Annotated in this window: 16 protein-coding genes; 4 read left to right on the top strand and 12 right to left on the bottom strand. The window is 72.0% G+C overall.

Annotated elements, in window-relative coordinates:
- Nucleotides 1-102: 102 nt before the first annotated feature.
- The 3 genes from AB0D99_RS21090 to AB0D99_RS21080 all read right to left on the bottom strand — a co-directional run bounded on the left by AB0D99_RS21090 (nt 103) and on the right by AB0D99_RS21080 (nt 4,707).
- Nucleotides 103-2,292, bottom strand: a complete 2,190-nt coding sequence (locus AB0D99_RS21090; RefSeq protein ID WP_362364060.1) for a SpoIIE family protein phosphatase — start codon at nt 2,290-2,292, stop codon at nt 103-105.
- A 289-nt stretch (nt 2,293-2,581) separates the two neighbouring features.
- Nucleotides 2,582-3,247 (bottom strand): DUF402 domain-containing protein, encoded by a 666-nt coding sequence (locus tag AB0D99_RS21085; protein ID WP_362364057.1) that lies wholly within the window; start codon nt 3,245-3,247, stop codon nt 2,582-2,584.
- 44 nt (nt 3,248-3,291) lie between these two features.
- Nucleotides 3,292-4,707 (bottom strand): class II fumarate hydratase, encoded by a 1,416-nt coding sequence (locus AB0D99_RS21080; RefSeq protein WP_362364054.1) that lies wholly within the window; start codon nt 4,705-4,707, stop codon nt 3,292-3,294.
- Between the two features lie 104 nt (nt 4,708-4,811).
- Between AB0D99_RS21080 and AB0D99_RS21075 the strand changes: the two genes are divergently transcribed.
- Nucleotides 4,812-6,344, top strand: a complete 1,533-nt coding sequence (locus AB0D99_RS21075; protein WP_362364051.1) for a ricin-type beta-trefoil lectin domain protein — start codon at nt 4,812-4,814, stop codon at nt 6,342-6,344.
- 64 nt (nt 6,345-6,408) lie between these two features.
- On the opposite strand, the gene AB0D99_RS21070 is transcribed toward AB0D99_RS21075, so the two are convergent.
- The 6 genes from AB0D99_RS21070 to AB0D99_RS21045 form a co-directional block, all read right to left on the bottom strand.
- Nucleotides 6,409-7,035 carry a lipoprotein gene (locus tag AB0D99_RS21070; protein WP_362364048.1) on the bottom strand — a complete coding sequence of 209 codons (627 nt, stop codon included), beginning with the start codon at nt 7,033-7,035 and terminating at the stop codon, nt 6,409-6,411.
- Between the two features lie 191 nt (nt 7,036-7,226).
- The gene (locus tag AB0D99_RS21065) at nt 7,227-8,894 is read right to left on the bottom strand and encodes a fumarate hydratase (RefSeq protein WP_362364045.1); all 1,668 of its coding nucleotides are present in this window, start codon (nt 8,892-8,894) and stop codon (nt 7,227-7,229) included.
- A gap of 184 nt (nt 8,895-9,078) precedes the next feature.
- Nucleotides 9,079-11,679, bottom strand: a complete 2,601-nt coding sequence (locus AB0D99_RS21060) for a S8 family serine peptidase (protein ID WP_362364042.1) — start codon at nt 11,677-11,679, stop codon at nt 9,079-9,081.
- Between the two features lie 140 nt (nt 11,680-11,819).
- Nucleotides 11,820-12,596 carry a helix-turn-helix transcriptional regulator gene (locus AB0D99_RS21055; protein ID WP_362364039.1) on the bottom strand — a complete coding sequence of 259 codons (777 nt, stop codon included), beginning with the start codon at nt 12,594-12,596 and terminating at the stop codon, nt 11,820-11,822.
- Nucleotides 12,597-12,727: 131 nt separating this feature from the next.
- Nucleotides 12,728-13,294, bottom strand: a complete 567-nt coding sequence (locus tag AB0D99_RS21050; RefSeq protein ID WP_362364036.1) for a TetR/AcrR family transcriptional regulator — start codon at nt 13,292-13,294, stop codon at nt 12,728-12,730.
- The gene (locus tag AB0D99_RS21045; protein ID WP_362364033.1) at nt 13,291-13,656 is read right to left on the bottom strand and encodes a DUF1304 domain-containing protein; all 366 of its coding nucleotides are present in this window, start codon (nt 13,654-13,656) and stop codon (nt 13,291-13,293) included. Before AB0D99_RS21045 ends, AB0D99_RS21050 begins: the two co-directional genes overlap by 4 nt.
- Before the next feature lie 91 nt (nt 13,657-13,747).
- On the opposite strand from AB0D99_RS21045, the gene AB0D99_RS21040 reads away from it, so the two are divergent.
- Together AB0D99_RS21040 and AB0D99_RS21035 are read left to right on the top strand one after the other, a co-directional pair.
- Complete coding sequence (locus AB0D99_RS21040) at nt 13,748-14,446, top strand: DUF1707 domain-containing protein (RefSeq protein WP_362364030.1); 699 nt, start codon at nt 13,748-13,750, stop codon at nt 14,444-14,446.
- Nucleotides 14,447-14,619: 173 nt separating this feature from the next.
- Nucleotides 14,620-14,991, top strand: a complete 372-nt coding sequence (locus AB0D99_RS21035) for a WhiB family transcriptional regulator (RefSeq protein WP_362364027.1) — start codon at nt 14,620-14,622, stop codon at nt 14,989-14,991.
- 110 nt (nt 14,992-15,101) lie between these two features.
- Here AB0D99_RS21035 and glpX read toward each other — a convergent pair whose 3' ends face one another.
- Complete coding sequence (gene glpX / locus AB0D99_RS21030) at nt 15,102-16,133, bottom strand: class II fructose-bisphosphatase (protein ID WP_362364024.1); 1,032 nt, start codon at nt 16,131-16,133, stop codon at nt 15,102-15,104.
- A 117-nt stretch (nt 16,134-16,250) separates the two neighbouring features.
- Between glpX and AB0D99_RS21025 the strand changes: the two genes are divergently transcribed.
- Nucleotides 16,251-16,784, top strand: a complete 534-nt coding sequence (locus AB0D99_RS21025; RefSeq protein WP_362364021.1) for a DUF4245 domain-containing protein — start codon at nt 16,251-16,253, stop codon at nt 16,782-16,784.
- Nucleotides 16,785-16,844: 60 nt separating this feature from the next.
- Here AB0D99_RS21025 and AB0D99_RS21020 read toward each other — a convergent pair whose 3' ends face one another.
- Entirely contained in the window at nt 16,845-17,438 is a 594-nt protein-coding gene (locus AB0D99_RS21020; RefSeq protein WP_362364019.1) for a malonic semialdehyde reductase, read from the bottom strand.
- Between the two features lie 295 nt (nt 17,439-17,733).
- The gene (locus tag AB0D99_RS21015; RefSeq protein ID WP_362364016.1) at nt 17,734-17,967 is read right to left on the bottom strand and encodes an exodeoxyribonuclease VII small subunit; all 234 of its coding nucleotides are present in this window, start codon (nt 17,965-17,967) and stop codon (nt 17,734-17,736) included.
- Between the last annotated feature and the right edge of the window lie 8 nt (nt 17,968-17,975).

The raw sequence follows: 17,975 nt of genomic DNA, 5'->3' as shown, positions 1-17,975 counted from the left end.
CCGCGCGGTTCCCGGGGTTCGGCCGGACCCGGGACCCGGGTCCGGCCTTCGCCGTTTCTCGAACCGTGCCGCTCCGCCGGTGCGGCTCCGCGCTCGGTGGCTCTACGTGCGGGTGGGCAGTTCGAACCAGACCACCTTGCCGCCCGACAGCCGTGTCGCCCCCCACCGCCGGGCCAGCCGGTTCACCAGGAACAGACCGCGCCCGCCCTCGTCGGTGTCCCGCGCCCGGCGCTGCCGTGGCAGCTGCGGGGAGTCGTCGCCCACCTCGCAGCGCAGGACATCGGTCTTCAGCAGCCGCAGGGTCACCGGCCGCTCCGCGTACCGCACGGCGTTCGTCACGACCTCGCTGATCAGCAGCTCGACCGAGTCCGACAGCTCCTCCAGGTCCCAGCGGGCCAGCGCGCGTCGCGCGAGCCGCCGGGCGCGCCCCGGAGCCGCGTCCTCCGGTTCCAGGAACCAGTACGCCACGTCACTGGGCGCGATCCCGTCGAACCGGGCCGCGAGCAGCGCGATGTCGTCGTCCCGGTCACCCGGGCCGAGCATGTCGAGCACGTCGTCGCAGAGCGCTTCCAGCGGCGGCGAGTGATCCGGGCCGGTCAGCTGCGCGGTCGTCGCGAGGCGCTCCCGCAGCTGCTCTATCCCGGTCCACACGTCCCGCAGCCGGGACTCCACCAGGCCGTCCGTGTAGAGGAGCAGCGTGGCGCCCGCCGGGGCGTCCAGCTCCACCGCCTCGAAGTCGACCCCGCCCACGCCGATCGGCGCCCCCGGAGGTACGCGCAGGACCTCCGCGCGGCCGCCGAGGTGCAGCAGTATCGGCGGCGGATGGCCGGCGTTGGCGATGGTGATCCGGTGCGAGACCGGGTCGTACACCGCGTACATGCAGGTCGCCATCCGGTCCTGGCCCAGCCGCTGCGCCTGCTCGTCCAGATGGTGCAGCACCTCCTGCGGCGGCAGGTCGAGCCCGGCCAGGGTCTGCGCCGTGGTCCGCAGCTGACCCATGATCGCCGCGGAGGTCATGGAGTGGCCCATGACATCGCCGACGACGAGGGCCACCCGGCTGCCGGGCAGCGGGATCGCGTCGTACCAGTCACCGCCGACCCGGGCCGTCTCCGCGGCCGGGAGATAGCGGGAGGCGAGCCGGACACCGGTCGGCTGCGGCAGCGAGTCCGGCAGCATCGTGCGCTGGAGCTCGTCGGCGATGTACGCCTCGCGGCCGTACAGCACGGCCTTGTCGATGCCGAGCGCGGTGTGGGTCGCCAGCTGCGCCGCGACCAGGAGGTCGTTCGGCTCGAAGCCGGGCCGCTCCGGCCGGCGCAGGAAGACCGCCGCGCCGATCACCCGGCGGCGGCCCCGCAGCGGGGCGAGGATCGCCCGGTGACCGCCGGGCAGGACGTGCTGGGGCCCGAGCAGTTCGGGCAGCGCGGCGCGGGCGGCGGCGGAGTCGCCGAAGACCGGCCGCACCCCGCGCAGCACCTCGGCGAGCGCACCGCCGGAACGGACCTCGCACAGCTCGGCGGCCGGGGTCGGGTCGGGGTCGGGGACGAGCGTCAGCTCCTCGCCCTCCACCTCGGCTAAACGCAGCCGGTCCGTGCGGCGCAGCCGCAGCACGAACGGCGCGACCGGACGCTCGTCACCCACCGGCAGCGGGTCACGGAGATAGACCAGGATCGCGTCGGAGAAGGTCGGCACGGTCGCCCGGCACAGCCCGAGCACGATCTCGTCGAGGTCTATCCCGCGCGCGATGCGCCGGGTCGCCGCGCCCACGAACCGCAGCCGGTCGCCCTCGCGCCGCGCGGCCAGCACGTCCTGCGGCGCCGCCCCCGGAGTGACGTTCACGGCCATCGCGGCCGTGGGGGCGGGAGACACCCCGCCCTGCCCGGGGGTCCCGGTTCCGGGAGCGACCGGGTCCGCCGATCCGGCTCCGCGGTCGGCCGATCCGCCGCCGTGCGCCGCCGTTTCGTCCGTCTGACCGGTGGGCGCGCCGTCCCGTCCGGCCGGTGCGGCCCCGTGGCCGGGCGCGCCGCCGCGCTCGGCCGACGTGCCGTCGCGTCCTGGCGGCGTGGCTCCCGCGGAGGCCGACGTGGGTGGCGTCACCTGACCGGGCACGGGTGCTCCCGAACCGGCGCGGCCCGCGCTGTCGCCGGAGCGGGCGTCCGCGGCGGCACGCTGACCGGCCGCGCCGGGCTGCGCCGGCACCGGGGCCTCGGCCGCTTCCTGGCGGGGGCGGGTGCGCTCGTGCGACCGGGCAGCCAGCGGCTGCCGGCCTTCGTGGGAGGTGGGATGCTCCGTCACGCGTGGGATTCCGTCCGTCCGGGCCGGTGGTGCGATGCACTCGCTCTTCTCGCCGATGCCGCGCCTTCACCGGGGATAAACCCCTGGCGCGCGGTGGATCTGAATGCCCCGCGAGCAGCGGCTACGACAGGGGTCGGCACACCCGGGCACACGTCCGGCACTGCTCTCCCCCTCAGAATGACTTACGGTCAGGTCCTGCGCTGTGCTCTGTGGTTGACGCCTCGTTCGGTTGATCACCGCCTTGCGGAGGACGATCCTACGTTTGCACCCCGGGGGCGCATCAAGGGTCTCACGGTGCCGTGTGCGCCGGAGTGCGATCCCAGTCCGAGGGCAGCTCGGGCACGGTCCACCGGGGATCGGGCCGCCAGTCCTCCCAGCCGTCGGAGAACGGCGTGCCCCAGGCCCCGATCACCTCGACCGCGGCGCGGCCCGCCGCCCGCACCCGCGCGGCCTGCGCCGCGTCCATCAGTCCGGCCCGCTGGGCCTGCGCGAACTCGTCCTCGTCCCGCCACAGCCAGCTGCGGTCGGGGAAGACGGAGATGTCGAGGAAGTGGTCCTCGGAGTCGATGCCGCCGGACCACCGGGTCCGCGGCTCCTCCAGGTTCACGTACCAGCTGCGGAAGTGCCAGCCGCGATCCCAGAACAGCCAGACCGACCAGGGTTCGGTCGGTCCGGCCAGTTTCAGCACCCCCGTGCCGAACCAGCGCGCGCGGGCGGTGGTGCGCGGGGCGGTGTACCGGGTGGCGAGCGGCTCCTCGTGCACGGGCGTTCCGTCGACGAGCACGGGCTTGACGCACTCCGTGCCGGGGGCCATCCACACGGCGAGCAGCTCGGGGGTGTCCTGGACGACGGTCACCGGGCGGCAGATGTGCACCGCGCCGGAGCCGTTGCCGCGGTAGCGCCAGAGGATGTGCTCCCCCGGTGCCCAGTGCTGAGTGCCGCCCGATCCTGTCATGCGCAGATCTTAGGGGCGAGCCCTCCCGGTCGCTGCGGTACAGGTCACGGATGAGTCATACGCAGCACGTCGAGCGCTTCGTCGAGTTGTTCGACCGTGAGGTCGCCGCGCTCCACATAGCCGGATTCGAGCACCACCTGCCGGATGGTCTTCCGCTCCGCCAGGGACTTCTTGGCCACCTTCGCGGCCTCCTCGTAGCCGATGTACTTGTTCAGCGGGGTGACGACGGAGGGCGAGGACTCGGCGTACTCCCGGGCCCGCTCGGCGTTGGCGGTGATGCCGTCGACCGTCCGGTCCGCGAGGAGGCGGGACGCGTTGGCGAGCAGCCGTACGGACTCCAGGAGGTTCTTGGCGATCACCGGGAGCATGACGTTGAGCTCGAAGTTCCCCGCCGCGCCGGCGACCGCCACCGTGGTGTCGTTGCCGGTCACCTGCGCGGCGACCATGAGGACCGCCTCGGGGACGACCGGGTTCACCTTGCCCGGCATGATCGAGGAGCCGGGCTGGAGGTCGGGGAGGTTGATCTCGGCGAGGCCCGTGCGCGGGCCGCTCGCCATCCAGCGCAGATCGTTGGAGATCTTGGTGAGGCCGACGGCGATGGTCCTGAGCTGCCCGGACGTCTCCACCAGGCCGTCCCGGGCACCCTGCGCCTCGAAGTGGTCGCGGGCCTCGGTGAGCGGCAGACCGGTCGCGTCGGCGATCTCCGCGATGACCGCGGCGGAGAACCCGGGCGGCGTGTTGATGCCGGTGCCCACCGCCGTGCCGCCGAGGGGGAGCTCGGCGAGCCGGGGCAGCGAGGCGCGCAGCCGCTCGATGCCGTACCGGACCTGGGCCGCGTAGCCGCCGAACTCCTGTCCGAGCGTCACCGGCGTGGCGTCCATCAGATGCGTGCGACCGGACTTCACCACGTCCGCGAATTCGGCTGATTTCCGCTCCAGGGATCCGGCCAGATGGTCGAGGGCCGGGATCAGATCACGGGTGACGGCGGCCGTGGCGGCGATGTGGATGGAGGAGGGGAAGACGTCGTTGGACGACTGGGACGCGTTCACATGGTCGTTGGGGTGGACGCTCCGGTCCCCGGGGAGGCCGCTCAGCCGCTCGGTGGCGAGGGTGGCGATGACCTCGTTGGCGTTCATGTTGGACGAGGTGCCCGAACCGGTCTGGAAGACGTCGACGGGGAAGTGGTCGTCCCAGCGGCCCTCGGCGACCTCGGCCGCCGCCTCCTGGATGGCCGTGGCGAGGTCGCCGTCGATGACCCCGAGCTCGGCGTTGACCTTGGCGGCCGCGGCCTTGATCCGGGCGAGGGCCTCGATGTGGGCCCGTTCGAGCCGTTGCCCCGAGACGGGGAAGTTCTCCACCGCCCGCTGGGTCTGCGCCCGCCACTTGGCGTGCCGGGGGACGCGTACCTCGCCCATCGAGTCGTGCTCGATGCGGTGGTCGTCGGTCGTGGCGTCGGTCATGTCGTCAACCTCCATACAAAGGTGAGCACTTGTCTTGTTGCGGCTATTCCCCATGCACGTACCGGCCAGTAAAACCGTGGGTAACCCCACTTCCAGGAGGCGCGATGATGCGCACCAGGTACAGACTCCGCCGGACGATCGCGGCCACGGCGGCGGCTGCCGCGGCCTTCGGCACCATGGCAGCCGCAGCCCCCGCCGGCGCGGCCGACACCGGAACGGGCACCCGTACGGCGGCGTCCGTACCCCTCCCGCCCGAGCTGGAGGCCATCCGCGCGGCCGAGGCGACCAAGATCTACGGCAGCCCGGAGGAGCGACCGCTCGCCCAGCGCAGGACCGGCCTGATCTCGCTCGGTGACAGCGAGATCTCCGGCGAGGGCGTCGGCACCTACGAACCGCCGACCAACGGGCCGACCAACTGGTGCCACCGCTCACCCGACGCCGCCGTCCACCGCACCGGAATCCCCGCGGACCTCACGTTCAACGTGTCCTGCTCCGGCGCCTACAGCGGCAACATCAGGATCGGTGGATCGAAGCAGTACGCCGACGAACTCGTCCAGAGCGACAACCTCGCCATCAAGGCCCGCAACACCCGGATCAAGATGGTGCTGCTCGTGGCCGGCGCCAACGACGACCTGCAGTTCGGTCCGGTGATGACCGACTGCGTCACGCGGTACCTGACCCTGCAGGGCCCCTGCGAGCCCACGTACGCCCCCGGCTGGCAGGCCCGCGTCGACGGACTCGTGCCCAAGGTCGAGCAGACCGTGCGCGACCTGAAGTCCGTGATGCGCGACGCCGGGTACGCCGACGCCGACTACAAGCTCGTCGTCATGGGCTACCCGAGCCCCATCGGCCCGGACTTCCGCGACAACCCGAACTTCCCCGGCAAGCTCGCCTGCGGCGGGCTCGGCTACGACTCCGACACCGTCTGGGGCCGCAACACCGCGGTGCCGGCCTTCGAACGCGGGATGCGCAGGGCGGCGGCCGCCACCGGAGCCGTCTACCTCGACAACTCACGGCTCTTCCACGGCCACGAGGTCTGCATGGAGGATCCCTGGGCGAGGGGCCTGTACATCGACCTCTCCAAGCCCGGCACCCCGGACGAGAACTCCGTCCGGCAGTCCTTCCACCCCAACGCCCGCGGCCACGCGGCGTTCGCGTCCTGTCTGACCCAGATCTACGACTCGGGTCTGCGTGAGGCGAGTTGCGCGGACGTGAACTCCTCGGGGACCCCGACCCTCGTCCCGTACGCCTGGGACGACGTCTACAGGCCGCTGAGGAACCAGGCCACCGGGAACTGCGCGGACGTCGACGCGGCCACCACGAGGAACGGCACCGCCGTGCTCGGCTGGGACTGCCACGGGGGCCGCAACCAGGGCTGGTGGCACGACTCCGCGCGGCAGACCGTCCACACGGGACTGACCCAGGACCGGTGCCTGGACGTGCCCGGAGCCAGGTACCAGCCGGGGACGGCGATGGTCGTCTGGAACTGCTCGGGCGCCGCGAACCAGAAGTTCGTACGGGACGGCGCGACGATCAGGCCCGCGGCGGCGACGGGCCTGTGCCTGACACAGTCGGCGGCGCGCCAGCCGATCCGCCTGCAGAGCTGCGACGGGTCGGCGGGGCAGCGCTTCGCCTAGGCCGTGTCGCGAGCGTCGCGGCCCCCGTCCGCCCGGACTCGGCGCGGGGCGGGGGCCGCGGCCCTCAGAGCGCCTTGACGCTCGACCGGGCCAGCTCGTACGCGGGAAGCATCTCCCGGTGCTCCTGGGTGTCGAGTCCGCCCAGGTGGATGATCACGGTGCCCTTGGGGGTGGAGAGGGCGAAGGCGCGCTCCTCCTTGGACTCCTCCATGATCTTGTTGTAGACCGTGTACGTCGCCTCGGTGGCGTCCATCCCCCCGGCCGCGATCGCGTTGAACGTGACCTTGGAGGCGTTCTTCTCGGCCTTCACGAACCCTTCGAGCGCCGCGCGGGCGGGGCCCTTCCCCGCGCTCCAGACGCGCAGGAAGCCGATGTTCCCGGCCGGCTTCGCGTCGACCTCGCAGACCATGGTGGCGGGGCCCTGCTTGCCGAAGGCGGCGGCGATCTCGTCGCCGTCGGAGACGGTGACGGCCTGGGGCTTCCAGTCCGGGAGGAGCGCGAAGGAGACGGGCAGCGCGCAGGCGGTGCCGGTGGCGCCGACGGTGTTCCCGGCTGCCTTCGCCTCGGGGGCCTTCCGCGCGGCCGGCCTCTCGGGGGCCGGCTCGGTCCCCAGGCAGCCGGTCAGCAGCCCGGCCGCCGCGAGGGCGGCGAGGGCGGGGGCCAGGTTCCGTACCCGTATCGGATGTCTCACGCGTGTCCGTCCAGCCTGTTCGTCTCGGAGTCAGGGCCCCAAGTCTTCACCACGCGCCCTCGACAGGGCCCCGAGGGGCCCCGCCCGGCGATCTCGCCACGAGCGGGGCGAGCGGGAGAAGCGCCCCACCCGGTCGGAACCGGGTGGGGCGCTTCGGCCGACCGGGTTCGCGCCCCGATCCGTCCTGCCCCCTAGACCAGGCCGGGTCCGCGGACCGGGATGTGGGTGAACGTCGGTTCCGGGGCCGGGTTCTGGAAGAAGTCGTTGCCCTTGTCGTCCACCACGATGAACGCGGGGAAGTCCTCGACCTCGATCTTCCAGACCGCCTCCATGCCGAGCTCCTCGTACTCGACGACCTCGACCTTCTTGATGCAGTCCTGGGCGAGCCGCGCGGCCGGGCCGCCGATCGATCCCAGGTAGAAGCCGCCGTGGCCGCCGCAGGCGTCCGTGACCTGCTTGCTGCGGTTGCCCTTGGCGAGCATGACCTTGGAGCCGCCCGCCGCCTGGAACTGCTCGACGTACGAGTCCATGCGACCGGCGGTCGTCGGGCCGAAGGAGCCGGAGGCGTAGCCCTCGGGGGTCTTCGCCGGACCCGCGTAGTAGACCGGGTGGTCCTTCAGGTACTGCGGCATCTCCTCACCCGCGTCGAGCCGCTCCTTGATCTTGGCGTGCGCGATGTCGCGCGCCACGACCAGCGGGCCCGTCAGCGAGAGACGGGTCTTGACCGGGTACTTCGTCAGCTCGGCGAGGATCTCGTCCATCGGCTGGTTCAGGTCGATCTTCACGACGTCGGAGGACTCGTCGAGGTGCTCGTCCGTGGTCTCCGGCAGGAAGCGCGCCGGGTCGGTCTCCAGCTGCTCCAGGAAGACGCCCTCGGCGGTGATCTTCGCGACGGCCTGGCGGTCGGCCGAGCAGGAGACGGCGATGGCGACGGGCAGCGAGGCGCCGTGGCGCGGCAGGCGGACGACCCGGACGTCGTGGCAGAAGTACTTCCCGCCGAACTGGGCGCCGATGCCGATCTTCTGCGTGAGCTCGAAGACCTTCTCCTCCAGCTCCTTGTCCCGGAAGCCGTGGCCGAGCTCCGAGCCCTCGGCGGGCAGCTCGTCCAGGTAGTGGGCGGAGGCGTACTTCGCGGTCTTGAGCGCGAACTCGGCCGAGGTGCCGCCGACGACGATCGCCAGGTGGTACGGCGGGCAGGCGGCCGTGCCGAGCGAGCGGATCTTCTCCTCCAGGAACTTCATCATGCTCGCCTCGTTGAGCACGGCCTTCGTCTCCTGGTAGAGGAAGGACTTGTTGGCGGAGCCGCCGCCCTTGGCCATGAAGAGGAACTTGTACGCGCCGCCGTCCGTCGCGTACAGCTCGATCTGCGCGGGCAGGTTCGAGCCGGTGTTCTTCTCCTCCCACATGGTCAGCGGGGCCATCTGCGAGTACCGCAGGTTGAGCTTGGTGTACGCGTCGTAGACGCCCTTCGACAGGGCCTCCTCGTCGCGGCCGGAGGTCAGCACGTTCTGGCCGCGCTTGCCCATGACGATCGCGGTGCCGGTGTCCTGGCACATGGGGAGGACGCCCGCGGCGGCGATGTTCGCGTTCTTGAGGAGGTCGAGCGCGACGAACTTGTCGTTGCTCGACGCCTCCGGGTCGTCGATGATCCGGCGCAGCTGGGCCAGGTGGGCCGGGCGCAGGTAGTGCTGGATGTCGTGGATGGCCTCGGCGGCGAGCCGGCGCAGCGCCTCCGGCTCGACCTTGAGGAACGTACGGCCGTCGGCCTCGAAGGTGGAGACACCCTCGGAGGTCACCAGGCGGTAGGGCGTGGTGTCCTCTCCCAGCGGGAGCAGATCGGAGTACGCAAACTCTGGCATGACGGCAGCCATTCCTCACTCGGCAGACAGCAGCGCCACCTCCGTTGGCGGCGCGCCTTCCAGCGTAGAGCGCCGCCCGGGGCCCGATCCTGTGAGGTAAGGCTCACTTGGCGACGCCGACCCTGCCTTTGTGGAGCAGACGGGCCCCGGCGGAGTCGCCGGGGCCCGCATCCGCCGGGCCTGCCTACGAGGTGACCTCCGCCCGCAGGCGGAACGGGTTCGCCCACAGGGGGGACGTGCGGCGGGACTCGACGACCAGCTCCCAGACGCCGGCGGCGGGGGCGTCGTACGTCCGGGTCCGCGGGTCGCAGCCGTTTCCGTCGAGGTAGCCGTTGTAGCAGTAGACGGTTCCTGCGGCGGACCTCTCACCCGAGACACCGGTCGGGCGGAACGCCCACCAGCGGGTCTGGCTGCCGTCGTCCAGGCCGTCCATCGACACGGTCAGGTTCTTCGCCCCGGCCGGCACGGCGACCGTGTAGTGCACGGTCCCGTTGCGGTGCACCGTGCCGGTGATCGCGAGCGGCTGCCCCGGCACCAGCGGTGTGGCGGCCTCGACCGCCAGCATCGTGGCGTGGTCCGCGGCCCGGGTGGACTCGTCGTCGAAGGTCAGGACGGCGCTGTGGACGCCCTGCGTGCCGGGCTTCGCCGTCACCTTCAAGGCGGTCGGCACACCCTTCGCCAGGGTCACCGATCCGGGCACGGTGAAGGTGTCGTCGCCCCCCTTGAGGCCCAGCTCGTACCGGACGGGCCCTTCGGCGCCCTCCGTGCGCGTCACGGTCAGCTCGTACGTCCGCTCCTCGCCGACGGCCTGGCCGCCCGCGTCCGGGGCGCAGCTGTTGAAGAGTCCGGGGCCGGTGTGCGGGGTGACGAGCTTGCCCGAGAGCGGGGTGCACACGGGCGCGGAGACGTCGAGGGCCGGCGCGGTGGCCCCGCCCTTCGCCAGGACCGACCAGGCCCGGGGGACGTCGATCTGGCCGCGGCCCTGGGCGACGGCGTCGGCCTTGCCGTTCCAGCGGGCGCCGGTGTAGAGCGCGGTCCGCAGCTCGGCGGGAGTGGCGCTCACCCCGGCCTGGCGGGCGGCGGAGAGCAGCAGGGCGCCGGCCCCGGCGGCCTGCGGGGACGACATCGAGGTGCCGTTCAGCATGGAGTAGCCGGGCGCCAGTCGGTACCCGGTCTCCGGGACGTAGCTCGGCGCGATCCAGTCCGGGGTGGTGGAGACGGCCGCGCCCGGGGCGGTGACGTCCGGCTTGAAGCCGCCGTCCTCGCGCGGGCCGCGCGAGGAGAAGGGGAAGATGCTCTGCTCGTCCTTGACCTGGGAGCCGTAGTTCGCCCACCACGTCCCGGCGGAGACGGCGGCGCCGACGCTGACCGCCTTGTCGGCCCCCGTCGGGTCGCCGACCGCGTTGGTGCCCGCGCCGGAGTTGCCGGCCGAGAGGAAGATCTGGACGCCGGTCCGGTCGATCAGGCGGTTGTAGACGAGCGCGCGGGCGCTCTGGCCGTCGTTGAACTCCGGGCTGGATCCGATCGACATGTTGATCACGTCGACGCCGTACGTCGTGGCGAGGTCGATCATGCCGTCGGTGAGCGCGGCCGAGGAGCAGCCGGCCGCGTGGCAGGCCTTCATGGAGACGAGCTTGGCGCCGGGCTCCTGGCCGTCCATGGCTCCGCCGTACATGCCGTGCGCGGCGGTGATGCCGGCGACATGGGTGCCGTGGGCCTCGGTGATGATGTTGACGTTCACCCCGACGACGGTCGGGCTGATCACCTTCGTCTGGACGGTGAAGGGGATGCGCTCGTTGATCTCCGTGGCGGGGTCGTCCGTGCCGAGGTACCCGATCTGGCGGCCGCTGCCGAACCGGCGGAGCAGTTCCTCGTCGGTGAAGTCGAAGTCGCCGTCGGTGTCGACCCAGACCGCGTCGTCGGAGGCGCGGTGCAGCACACCCAGCTGCCTCTGCTTGCCGCCGGGCAGGACGGTGGCCTTGTAGGCGACGGCCAGGCCGGGGCTGTCCGGAGTGGTCCAGCGGTTGCCGCGGTTGTCGGTGACCGCGGGGCCGGTGTGCCGGTTGCCCATGAGGAACCAGCTGGAGTCGAAGAGCAGGTCGATGAAGTCCCGCGGGTCCGTGCCGGTGACGGTCTCGACCAGCTTGTCCTCGCCGGTGGTGGTCTTGGCGAGGGCGGGGTGCGTCGGGTCGACGCCGGTGTCCATCACACCGATGGTGACGCCGCGCCCGTCGTACGCGGGGTGGTCCCCCTTGAATCGCACGGAGCCGGTCTCGCGGGTCGGCATGTAGGGGTTGTCGTCCGGGGTGGCGGCGGACGGGGCCCCGGGGAGCTCGGCTGCCGGGGGCCGGGGCGCGGTCTTCCCGGTCAGGTCCCCGTCGGCGCGGGCGTCCTCGACCTCCAGGAGTTCGTCGAGGTCGACGGCGACGACCCCGTCGAGGGCCGCGACGCGCTCGACGAGGTCGAAGGGGACGTTCGCCTTGAGGTAGCCGACGGATGCCTCGCTGCGGACGGTCTCGACGCCGAGTCCGGCCAGGGCCCGTTCGGCGTCGGCGGTACGGCCTTCGGCGACGGCGATCAGCAGGGTCGCGTAGTCGGGCGTGGCATCACGTGCGCGGGAGTGCCGCTGCTCGTACTGGGCGAGCAGTGCCCGGTCGTGGGACCCGAGCCGGTCCGCGGGGGCGGGGCCGGCCTGAGCGGCGGGCGCCACACCGAGGGCGAGGGAGGCCGCGGCGAGCGCCAGGGAAACGGCGGTGGATATCGCGGTGGATCTGCGACGGGACATGCGTGTCCTTCCGGTGTCCGGGAGAGCGAACGCCGGAAACGGTGCCACGCGTTCCGGTCGCCAACCGCGGTTGGCCGCTGGCGGTTTGACGACGTGTCGTAAAGGCGACAGCGGGGGACCGGCGTCGCGGAGCGCGCGGATCAGATCCAGTGGTGCTGGGCCGCGTGCCAGCCGAGCTGCAGCCTGCTCTGTGCTCCGGCCAGGGCGAGCAGCCGTCGTACCCGGCGCTGCACCGTGCGCATGCTCACGCCCAGCTGGGAGCCGATCGCCTGGTCCGTGTAGCCGTTCAGAAGGAGCGTGAGGAGCCGCTTGTCGTCGCTCGTCAGCGGACCGTCGACGGCGGAGGCGAGGGCGACGGGGACCGGGAGCGCGGACTCCCAGACCCGGTCGAAGATCCAGCCGAGTGCCGTCAGAAGAGCCGGTGATTCGAGCACGAGGGCGCGCGGCGGGACGCCGTCGGGCGGGGGCGGGACGACGAGCGCCTTGGCGCGGTCGGCCATGACGAGTTTCATCGGGACGTCGAAGGCGACCCGCATCTCCTCGCCGAGGGCGGACCACTCGTGCAGGAGGAGCGGGGTGTCGGTGCGGTCGAGGTCCAGGGCGTCCCGCTCGTACACGACCCGGTACCGCACCCCGGCCCGCATCGCCTCCCGCTGGCCGTTGTTGGCGCCTGCGGGTACGGCCACGACGGGGCCCGCGGCGAGGGCGAGGATCTCCCGGTGGGCCGAGCGCTGGATCGCGGTGTAGCGGGCGGCGATGGTGGCGGCCCCTTCGGTGACCTCGACGCCCTCCGTGCCCTCGACGGGCGCGGCGGGTGCGGACCCGGCGGCACGCTGCGCGTCGCGGATCTCGTCGAGTCTGCGCAGCACGAGCGACTGGAACGCGGCCTGCCCTGCCGCGCCGGACCCTTCCTCCACGCTCCGATCACCCCACCCCATGAGCCGCGCTCACGCGCGGTGCCCACACCCTGGCAGACGGAGGCAGCCGCCGATCGGGCCGGACGCGGCGCCTTTGCGCCGTGGCTCCAACCCGCCAGGGCCGGGCGGCGTCAGGGCAGCGGGGTGCGGTGGAGGGAGATCAACAGCCGCCAGGTGCGGGCGGCGATCTCCTCCGGCGTCGCCTCGATGAGGCCGTGCAGCCAGTCCGCCAGGAGGCCCGCGAAGGTCGCCGCCACCGCCGACGCCACGAGATCGGGCTCGGGCGCGCCGGCCAGTGCGCGCTCGCGGCGGCTGTAGGCGCGGAGCTCCTGGTGGAGCAGTTCGCCGAGCGGCCCGCCGCCACCGGGGCGCAGGAGGCTCCGGTAGAGCCGGGCATGCGGGGCCACCTCGGCGAAGAAGGCCGGCAGGGTGGCCGGCGGGGCGTCCGGGGCGGGGGTGCCGCGCCAGGCGTGCAGGGCGTCGACCGCCTCCCGTACGACATCGGCGCAGGCGTCGACGGCGAGGGCCTGCAGGTCGGTGTAGTGCAGGTAGAACGTGGCCCGGCCGATCCCGGCCCGGCGGACCAGTGCGGCGACCCCCACCTCGTCGAGGGGCCGTTCGGCGCACTCCGCGAGAAGGGCGGCGCGCAGCTTGGCGCGGGTCCGGGCGGCGCGGGGGTCGGTGAGGGGGCTGGTCACCCCGCCCACAGTACGGCCGTCAGGGCGAGGGCCCCGGGCAGGGCCTGGGCGAGCAGGATCCGGCGGTTGGCGGTGAGACCCCCGTACACCCCGGCGATCACCACGCAGGTGAGGAAGAAGACCTGGACCCGGTGTCCGGTGGGGTCCTCGGCGATCAGGCCCCACACCAGACCCGCGGAGAGGAAGCCGTTGTACAGGCCCTGGTTGGCGGCGAGGGGCGCGGTGGCGCGGGCCATGGTGGCGTCGAAACCGGACAGTTCGCGTCCGGGCCGGCGCTCCCAGAGGAACATCTCCAGAACCAGGATGTAGGCGTGCAGGGCGGCGACCAGGCCGACGGCGACGTTCGCAAGGATGTTGGACATGTGTCCAGAGTATATGGACAGGTGTCCAGGAGTGGCGCGTCTCGGCCGCGCCCCCTAGTCGCGATCTATCGCGTTTCGCTACGCTGGCGTCGTGGACCTCGAAAAGCAGCCCCAGAAGCCGGTCGCTCCCGCCGAACCGGCTCCCGCTCCGCCGGCTCCCGCCGCTCCGGGGGACTCCCTGCGCGCCTCGGACGCCGACCGGGACCGGATCGCGGACATCCTCCGCGACGCCCTGGCCGAGGGGCGGCTCGACGCCGAGGAGCACTCGGAGCGCATCGACGCGGTCTATCGCGCCAAGACCGTCGGCGAGCTGGAGCCGATCGTCCGCGACCTCCCCGCCGGTTCCGGCGTCCGTCGCGAGCCCGAGCAGTCCTACGCGTACGGTCCCGACGACGCCTCGGGCCCCGCCGACAACCTGGTCGCCGTCTTCTCCAGCACCACCCGCAAGGGCCGCTGGCGGGTGGGCCGCAGGACCAACGCCTTCGCGCTCTTCGGCAACATCGAGATCGACCTGACCGAGGCGCTCTTCGCCCAGCGGCTCACCACCATCAACGTCACGTCGATCTTCGGCAACGTCGAGGTGCGGGTCCCGGAGAACATCAGCCTGCGAGGCAACGGCACCGGGGTCTTCGGCAACTTCGAGGTCGTGAACCTGGAGGCCGCCGACCCGCAGGCCCCGGTCGTCGTGATCAACGGCTACTCCGTCTTCGGCAACGTGGAGGCGAAGCCCAAGCGCGGCAAGTGGATCACCGACCTGCAGGGTCGGCTCCGCAAGCACATGGGCCACTGACCCGCTCCGCGAGCACCTCGGTCCCCGTGGGGGCCCACGGGTGCCCCTGACCGGATTTCGCTCCTGCCGTTCCGCACTCCGGAACTCGGCGGCACGCAGTGCATAGGCGTGCGCACAGCGGGTAGGGCTGGTGCATCGTCTCTCGCTCGCGAAGCCGTCGTCAGGAGTAGACCGTGCTGCAACCGCCGCATCAGCCCCTCCAGGTCGCCGCCGTGCCGCCCCAGCGCGCTCCCGCGCGGGAGGACGAGGCCGGCCCCTGGCACACGGAGGCGGTGTGCCGCCGGGACGAAGCCGGGCTGTTCTTCGCCCCCTCCAAGGAGCCGACCGCCGCCCGGCTGTCCCGTGAGGAGGCCGCCAAGCAGGTCTGTGCCCGCTGTCCCGTGATGGTCGAGTGCCGGGAGCACGCACTGCTCCAGCCGGAGCCGTACGGAGTCTGGGGCGGGCTCACCGCCGCCGAGCGCCGAGTCGTCCTCGCCCGGCGTCGGCGGCGCGAGGTGGAGCTCAAGAAGGCGGCGGCAGCGGACCGGATCGCCGCGGCCGGCTGACGGCTCAGGGCCTGCGGCCCGGACTCCCGACCGCACGGGAAGGGGCGCCCCCACCGCACATGGGGGCGCCCCTCTTCGTACCGCCGCCGCGCGTTCCGGCGGGTGTTCCGCTACTTCGCGCGGTCGAAGTCGATCTTGCTGTACGCGCGCAGCTTGGACAGACGGTGCGTGGAGTCGATCTGCCGGATCGTGCCGGACTTCGACCGCATCACCAGCGACGACGTGGTCGCGGTCTCCGAGCGGTAGCGGACGCCGCGCAGCAGCTCGCCGTCCGTGATGCCGGTGGCGACGAAGAACACGTTCTCGCCGCTGACCAGGTCGTTCGTGGACAGCACGCGGTCCAGGTCGTGCCCCGCGTCGATCGCCTTCTGGCGCTCCGCGTCGTCCTTGGGCCACAGCTTGCCCTGGATGACGCCGCCGAGGCACTTGATGGCGCAGGCCGAGATGATGCCCTCGGGGGTACCGCCGATGCCGAGGAGCAGGTCGACGCCGGTGCCCTCGCGGACGGCCATGATCGAGCCGGCGACGTCGCCGTCGGTGATGAACTTGATCCGGGCGCCGGTCTCGCGGATCTCCTTGACGATGCCCTCGTGGCGCGGACGGTCCAGGATCACGACCGTGACGTCCTCGGGGGACATGTTCTTGGCCTTGGCGACCCGGCGGATGTTGACCGAGACGGGCGCGTTGATGTCGACGAAGTCGGCGGCCTCGGGGCCGGTGACCAGCTTGTCCATGTAGAAGACCGCGGACGGGTCGAACATGGTGCCGCGGTCGGCGGCGGCCAGCACGGCGATCGCGTTCGGCATGCCCTTGGCGTTCAGCGTGGTGCCGTCGATCGGGTCGACGGCGATGTCCACCTCGGCGCCGGTGCCGTCACCGACCCGCTCGCCGTTGAACAGCATGGGGGCTTCGTCCTTCTCGCCCTCGCCGATGACGACGACGCCGTTCATCGAGACGGTCGAGATCAGCGTCCGCATCGCGTTGACCGCGGCGCCGTCCGCGCCGATCTTGTCACCGCGCCCGACCCAGCGGCCGGCTGCCATGGCGGCGGCCTCGGTCACCCGGACGAGTTCCAGGGCGAGGTTGCGGTCAGGGGCCTCGGGGGAGACCTCGAGCTCGGACGGCAGGGAATGCTCGGTCATCGGAGCGCACCTTTCTGTACGGCGACGGCCGGAAAAAAGAGGGTGGTGCGACTCTATCGGTACGTCGACAAATTGAGCAGAGGGGCCCACGTATGAGCACAACACCATGATGCGACCATGGGGGGCGTGGCAGGTATGCGAGGCAGGCAGACGGTACGCGGGATGTTCCAGTCCCTCGGCGTGATCATGGTCGCCGCGGGCGTGATGTATCTCTTCATTCCGCACGACGAGGACGCGAACCCGGTCCAGGCGAAGGACTACCGGGTGGAGCTCCTGACGGCACAGCGGGCGGCGCCGTACCCGGTGCTGGCCCCCGAGGGGCTCGGCAAGGACTGGAAGGCGACGGTGGTCTCGTACAAGCGCGAGCAGCACGACGCCTGGCAGCTCGGCTTCCTCTCCCCGGACACCCAGTACGTGGCGATCCACCAGTCGACGGAGGAGCCGAAGGAGTACGTCCCCGACGTGACTCAGCAGGCCACCGACTCCGGGAAGACCCAGACGGTCGCCGGCCAGGTCTGGCAGCGCTGGGAGGGGCCGAAGTACGACGCCCTGGTCCGCACGGAGAACGGCGCGACGACGGTCGTGACCGGCACGGCCTCGTTCGAGCGACTGGCCGAGATGGCGGGCGCGCTGCAGTCGAAGAAGGCGTAGCGGAACGCGAAGAACCCCCGGACTCGTGGAGTCCGGGGGTTCTTCGCGTGCGTGCGGGGCTCAGACCGTGGTGACGACCTCGTCGAAGGCGAGGCGCGGGGAGCGGGGGAACGGGGAGGCGTCCTCACCCGGCCGGCCGATGTTGACGACCATGAGCGGGGTGTGGTCGTCGTCCAGGAACTCCTTCTGGACGCCGGCGAAGTCGAGGCCGGTCATCGGGCCGGCGGCGAGGCCGGCGGCGCGGACGCCGATGATGAAGTAGGCGGCCTGGAGGGCGGCGTTCAGCAGGGCGGAGCCCTCGCGGACCGGGCGCTCGGCGAAGAACATGTCCTTGGCCTGCGGGAAGTGCGGGAGCAGCGCCGGGAGCTCCTCGTGGAACTCGTTGTCCGCGGAGAGGATCGCGACCAGCGGGGCGGCGGCGGTCTTGGGCTGGTTGCCCTCGGCCATGTGGTTGACCAGGCGCTCACGGGCCTCGGCGGAGCGGACCAGGGTGATGCGCAGCGGGGTCTGGTTGAAGGCGGTCGGGCCGTACTTCACCAGGTCGTAGATCGCCTGGACCTGCTCGTCGGTCACCGGCTCGTCGGTGAACGTGTTGGCGGTGCGGGCCTCACGGAAGAGGAGGTCCTGGGCGGCGGAGTCAAGAGCGAGGGACATGCTGCGTACCTTCCGAACTGCTGCGGGGGTCAAGCGATGTCCTCACCGTACGGCGCTGATTGGTTAACTTTCAACTAATCTATGCGGATAGTGATCCGCTTCACATCGTCGCGCTGTCCGAAACGACCGGAGTCGAGAGGCCAGGGGCGTCCGAAACGGCCGGTATCCAGGGGCTGCGTGCCCCGGAACGGCCGGAGACCCGGGCCACGGGCCCCGAAACCGCCGGAGACCACCGGGGCCACGGGCCTCCGGAAACCGGGACCGCGGGCTTCCGAAGCCGCGGTCCTCGGGCCCGCTACTCGGCGGCGTCCTCGGTCTCGTCGTCCTCGGAAGAGGACATCGCGGCGTCGAGCCGTGCCCGAGCGCCCTCCAGCCAACGCCGGCAGACCTTGGCCAATTCCTCCCCGCGCTCCCAGAGCGCGAGCGACTCCTCCAGGGTCGTCCCGCCCGTCTCCAGACGCCGAACGACCTCGATCAGCTCGTCGCGTGCCTGCTCGTATCCGAGCGCCTCTTCCGTGGTGGCTGCCATGGAAACCA

Source organism: Streptomyces sp. NPDC047971 (assembly GCF_040653355.1).
GTDB lineage: Bacteria > Actinomycetota > Actinomycetes > Streptomycetales > Streptomycetaceae > Streptomyces.
This window is presented reverse-complemented; position numbering and strand designations above follow the sequence as displayed.